Here is a 4,453-nt window from a genome sequence, read left to right on the forward strand (position 1 = left end):
GCCCGATGAGAGGATCGGCCTCGGCCATGCCTTCGAGATGAACCCCGAGATCCAGAACGGCTTTCTGTGGGAAGTCGCCCAGGCCCAGATGGCCCGGGACATCTTTCCGAACTCGCCGCTCAAGTACATGCCCCCGACGAAGTACATGACCGGCGACATCTTTCGTGGCTTCCTCATGAACGGTCTGTTCAACCTGGCCGGAGTGATGACTGGCCAGTCCATACAGTTGCTTGGGATGCTCACTGAGGCGATTCACACTCCGTTGATTCAGGACCGTTACCTTGCCATCAGAAATGCGAAATACATCTTCACCAACTGTCGTGCACTGGGCCGGGACATCTCATTCCGTCCCGGAGGGATCATCGAGACCCGTGCACAGGCAGTGTTAGCCCGTGCCCTGGCGATGCTCGAGAAGGTTCGCGAGATTGGGCTCATGGGTGCCATCGCAGCCGGGATGTTTGCCGGTATCTCCCGTGCTCCTGACGGTGGGCGGGGGGTGGACGGAGTGGTGGAGCGATCCCCTCGTTACTGGAACCCATTTGAGGAACTCATGATGGATGCACTCGGCCTCAGCGAGGAAAGGCGGTGAGTGGCATGCGTGCGGTGGACCCTCGGAACGTGCGACCTTACGGGGATACAATGGGCGATGGCAAGATACAGCTCAGCTTCACCCTACCTCTGAGGTACGGCCCAGAGGCCAAAGAGGCGGCGCGGCAACTCGTCCGCAAAATGGGGATCGAAGACGTCGACGTGGTCATGTCCAGTGACCTGGGTGGGCCGTTCACCTTCTTCGTTGCGTACGGTAGATGCACCCACTCTGTGGATGTGACTGAGCTCACCGTGCCCAAGGTAGAAATGCAGCCTATGGACTTCTTCGCAGTCAACAACCTGATCCGAGAGAAAGTCGGCCGCAGGATCACAGTGGTGGCGGCCTGCACCGGGTCAGACGCTCATACCGTAGGGATTGATGCGATCATCAACATGAAGGGGTACGCCGGGGAATACGGGTTGGAGAGGTACCCGTGGTTTGTCACGTATAACCTCGGAGCCCAAGTGCCCAATGAGACGCTTGTCCAGAAGGCCATCGAGACCGACGCGGATGCAGTCCTGGTGTCGCAGGTAGTCACCCAGAAGAACGTCCACATCGCCAACCTGACCAGACTCGTGGACCTCGTGGAAGCAGAAGGGATCAGGGATGATGTCATACTCATCGCGGGAGGGCCCAGGATAAATCATGAGCTCGCGTTGGAGCTCGGGTTCGATGCCGGGTTCGGTCCGGGCACTCTGCCTTCCCAGGTGGCCGCCTACATCGCTCAGGAGATCGTGAGGAGAGAGCACAGAACCTCGGCGAGGCTGACCGAGGAGCGATAGAGAACCTCGGATAGGAGGGATAGGGCAATGAGCTATGGTGAGGCTGCGGAGGCCGTGATCAGGGTGAGGATGAGTCAGCAGGACGCGCACTACGGAGGAGACCTGGTCGACGGGGCGAGAATACTCGGACTGTTTGGCGACGTCGCAACCGAACTCCTGATCCGCCACGACGGAGACGAAGGGCTCTTCGTTGCCTACGACATGGTGGAGTTCGTCGCTCCAGTGTTCGCCGGGGATTTCATCGAGGCAATCGGGCGAATCACGAGGGTCGGGAACACATCGAGAGCCATGTTCTTCGAGGCGAGGAAGGTCATCGCGGGAAGTCGCGATCCCCTGAATCCATCCTCCGCCCGCGTGCTGACCGAACCTGTGGTAGTCACCCGAGCCAGCGGCACGTGCGTGGTGCCCAAGGATCGGCAGCACCGGGGCAGCCATCCTGAACACACCGAGGCAGCACACGCTGAAGAGACTTTGGGGCCTGAGAGCGGGAGAGGGGGTATGAAGAGTGGATAAACTCATCATCTGCGCCGCCCTAGTTGGGGCGGAGCTGACCCGGAAGGAGACCCCCTACCTTCCGCTCACACCGGTCGAGATAGCCCAGGCGGCGGCGGAAGCGCGGGAAGCGGGCGCCTCCATTGCCCATTTGCACGTGCGCGATGCTCAAGGCCATCCAACCCAGGATACCAGGGTGTTCGAGGAGACCATCGCGGAGATAAGGGAGAGGTGTGACATCATAATCCAGATCTCCACCGGGGGTGCGGTCGGCACTCCCTGGCAGAGACGGATGGACCCACTCGACCTTCGTCCCGAGATGGCCACTCTCACCACCGGCACGGTGAACTTCGGCGATCACGTGTTCATGAATGAGCCCAGGGTGATAGAGGCCTTGGCTTCTCGCATGAAGGAGCTTGACATCAAACCTGAGATAGAATGCTTCGACACTGGGATGATAGCCAACGCCATGAGGCTCGCGAAGAAAGGGCTGATCTCCGAGCCCTATTACTTTGACTTCGTGATGGGTGTGCCCGGAGGAATTCCAGGCACCGTTCGTGATCTGCTCCATTGCGTCGAAAGCCTGCCGCCCGGCACACGGTGGCAAGTGGCCGGGATCGGCCGTGCGGAGCTTCCCCTGGCAACTGCGGCGATCGTACTCGGGGGACACGTGCGTGTGGGGTTTGAAGACAACATCTACTACGCCCGTGGGGTCCTGGCACAAAGCAACGCACAGCTCGTCTCGAGAGTGGTTCGGATAGCCAAAGAGCTTGGGAGGGAGATCGCAACGCCGGACGAGGCCCGTGCGATGCTTGGGATCCCACGAACCGGGAGGTGACACAGGGTGTCGAAGGTGAGAACAGTTGAGCAGGCTCTCGACCCGCTTGAAGACGGCATGACCGTGATGTTCGGGGGCTTTCTCGCGGTCGGGTGTCCAGCCAGACTGGTGGAAGGTATCATCCGAAAGGGCACCAGGAACCTCACTGTCATAGTCAACGACACGGCTTTTCCCGACCGAGGGTATGGCCGGCTGTTTGCGACCAGGCAGGTTAGGAAGGTGATCTGCTGCTATACTGGGTTGAACCAGGATTCCGTCTCTCAAAAGGTCGAGGGGACCCTCGAAGTCGAGCTGTGTCCGCAGGGAACTCTCGTCGAGCGAATCCGGGCTGGAGGCGCCGGGCTCGGCGGAATCCTGACCCCTACCGGAGTCGGCACGGTTGTCGAGGAAGGCAAGGAGAGGATCACTGTCGGAGGACGAACCTACCTGCTCGAACTGCCTCTCAGAGCAGACATTGCGTTTCTTCGGGCCCACCTGGCGGACACCGGGGGCAATCTAGTATACCGGGGGACCGCCAGGAACTTCAATCCAGTGATGGCGCTCGCAGCGGATTATGTCGTGGCTGAGGCGGATCATATCCTGGCTGCAGGCTCCATCGACCCGGATCGGGTGATGACTCCTGGCATCCTTGTCGATGCTGTGGTGGGGGTGAAGTAGATGGAGAGGGCACCAGCCGGACCCAGCATGGACCCGCGGGAATTCATTGCGAGACGGATTGCTTCCGAGTTCCAGAGCGGAAACGTAGTGAACCTTGGGATAGGTATGCCCACCCTTGTTGCGAAGTACTTGCCTCCAGATGTCGAAATCGTACTGCAGTCCGAAAACGGCCTGGTGGGCCTGGGCAACCCGCCCGAACCCGGGCACGAGGATCCGGACATCACCAATGCCGGGGGTCAGCCTGCGACAGTGAGGCCTGGCGGTGCGTTCTTCGACTCCGCGATGTCGTTTGCGATAATACGAGGGGGCCATGTGGACGTCACGGTGCTCGGTGGTCTTGAAGTGGACGAGAAGGGGAACCTGGCGAACTGGGCGGTTCCAGGAAAGGTCTTCGGCATGGGAGGGGCTATGGACCTTGTGGTCGGAGCCAAGCGGGTTATAGTCGCCATGGAGCATAGGACCAAGGATGGCAGGCCGAAGATCCTCAGAAAGTGCACACTCCCTCTGACGGCGTGTGCTGAGGTGGACATGATCGTCACGGAGATGTGTGTGATAGAGCGGAAAGCAGAAGGTCTCGTACTACGGGAGACAGCCCCGGGCGTCACAGCAGCACAGGTGCAAGAGGCGACCGAGGCGAGGTTGGTCCTGCCCCCACAAGTACGGACTATGCAGGTTTGAGCGGGCGGGCGGTCAAACCGCAGGGTTCCGAGCCATACATGCCGAGACTGAAGGCCACACCGGGATGCCCGCGCGGCCTCGTCTTGTGTACAAAGATGGCAGGGGAGACAGGACTTGAACCTGCAGCCCTCGGTTTTGGAGACCGATGCTCTGCCAGTTGAGCTACTCCCCTGCGAGATATGGCTTTGTCTTCAACCTAGATTCTACAACCCCGCATGACCGTTGTCAAGGCACGGGCGCAGGCCCACTCACTCACGATATAGTGTTCCAGTGAATTTCCAGTTGAGCGGTGACGGATAGTGCCGATTCATGTCTGGGTATCCCTGGCCAACAAATGGTCCTGAGTTCCCCATATTTTTCCATTCGCCAGCAGAGACGACGCAAGAGCAGCCAAGGCCCTCTTCGATCACGGGGAGG

At 60.0% G+C, this 4,453-nt stretch carries 6 protein-coding genes and 1 tRNA gene; 6 read left to right on the forward strand and 1 reads right to left on the reverse strand.

All coding sequences use genetic code 11. The features are described 5' to 3' along the window. The 6 genes from NUW23_15120 to NUW23_15145 form a co-directional block, all read left to right on the forward strand. Positions 1–589 (forward strand): lysine 5,6-aminomutase subunit alpha (locus tag NUW23_15120; GenBank protein ID MCR4427490.1); only part of this gene is annotated, 589 nt, incomplete at its 5' end. A gap of 5 nt (positions 590–594) precedes the next feature. Beyond that, on the forward strand, positions 595–1,371 hold the full coding sequence (locus tag NUW23_15125) for a cobalamin-dependent protein (protein ID MCR4427491.1): 777 nt from the start codon (positions 595–597) through the stop codon (positions 1,369–1,371). Positions 1,372–1,398: 27 nt separating this feature from the next. Continuing rightward, complete coding sequence (locus NUW23_15130) at positions 1,399–1,884, forward strand: 3-aminobutyryl-CoA ammonia lyase (GenBank protein ID MCR4427492.1); 486 nt, start codon at positions 1,399–1,401, stop codon at positions 1,882–1,884. Next, complete coding sequence (locus tag NUW23_15135; GenBank protein MCR4427493.1) at positions 1,877–2,701, forward strand: 3-keto-5-aminohexanoate cleavage protein; 825 nt, start codon at positions 1,877–1,879, stop codon at positions 2,699–2,701. The genes NUW23_15130 and NUW23_15135 overlap by 8 nt, the downstream gene beginning before the upstream one ends. A gap of 6 nt (positions 2,702–2,707) precedes the next feature. Continuing rightward, positions 2,708–3,358 carry a CoA transferase subunit A gene (locus NUW23_15140; protein ID MCR4427494.1) on the forward strand — a complete coding sequence of 217 codons (651 nt, stop codon included), beginning with the start codon at positions 2,708–2,710 and terminating at the stop codon, positions 3,356–3,358. 27 nt (positions 3,359–3,385) lie between these two features. Continuing rightward, positions 3,386–4,036: a 3-oxoacid CoA-transferase subunit B gene (locus tag NUW23_15145; GenBank protein MCR4427495.1), complete on the forward strand. Its 651-nt coding sequence runs from the start codon at positions 3,386–3,388 to the stop codon at positions 4,034–4,036. Between the two features lie 96 nt (positions 4,037–4,132). On the opposite strand, the gene NUW23_15150 is transcribed toward NUW23_15145, so the two are convergent. Continuing rightward, a tRNA-Trp gene (locus tag NUW23_15150) sits at positions 4,133–4,208 on the reverse strand. Positions 4,209–4,453: the final 245 nt, after the last annotated feature.

Source organism: Bacillota bacterium (genome assembly GCA_024655925.1).
Lineage (GTDB): Bacteria > Bacillota > DTU025 > DTU025 > JANLFS01 > JANLFS01.

Excerpts from the sequence above, each read along its gene's own strand:
- NUW23_15125 (MCR4427491.1), top strand. The coding sequence starts at position 595 with ATGCGTGCGGTGGACCCTCGGAACGTGCGACCTTACGGGGATACAATG.
- NUW23_15130 (MCR4427492.1), top strand. The coding sequence starts at position 1,399 with ATGAGCTATGGTGAGGCTGCGGAGGCCGTGATCAGGGTGAGGATGAGT.
- NUW23_15145 (MCR4427495.1), top strand. The coding sequence starts at position 3,386 with ATGGACCCGCGGGAATTCATTGCGAGACGGATTGCTTCCGAGTTCCAG.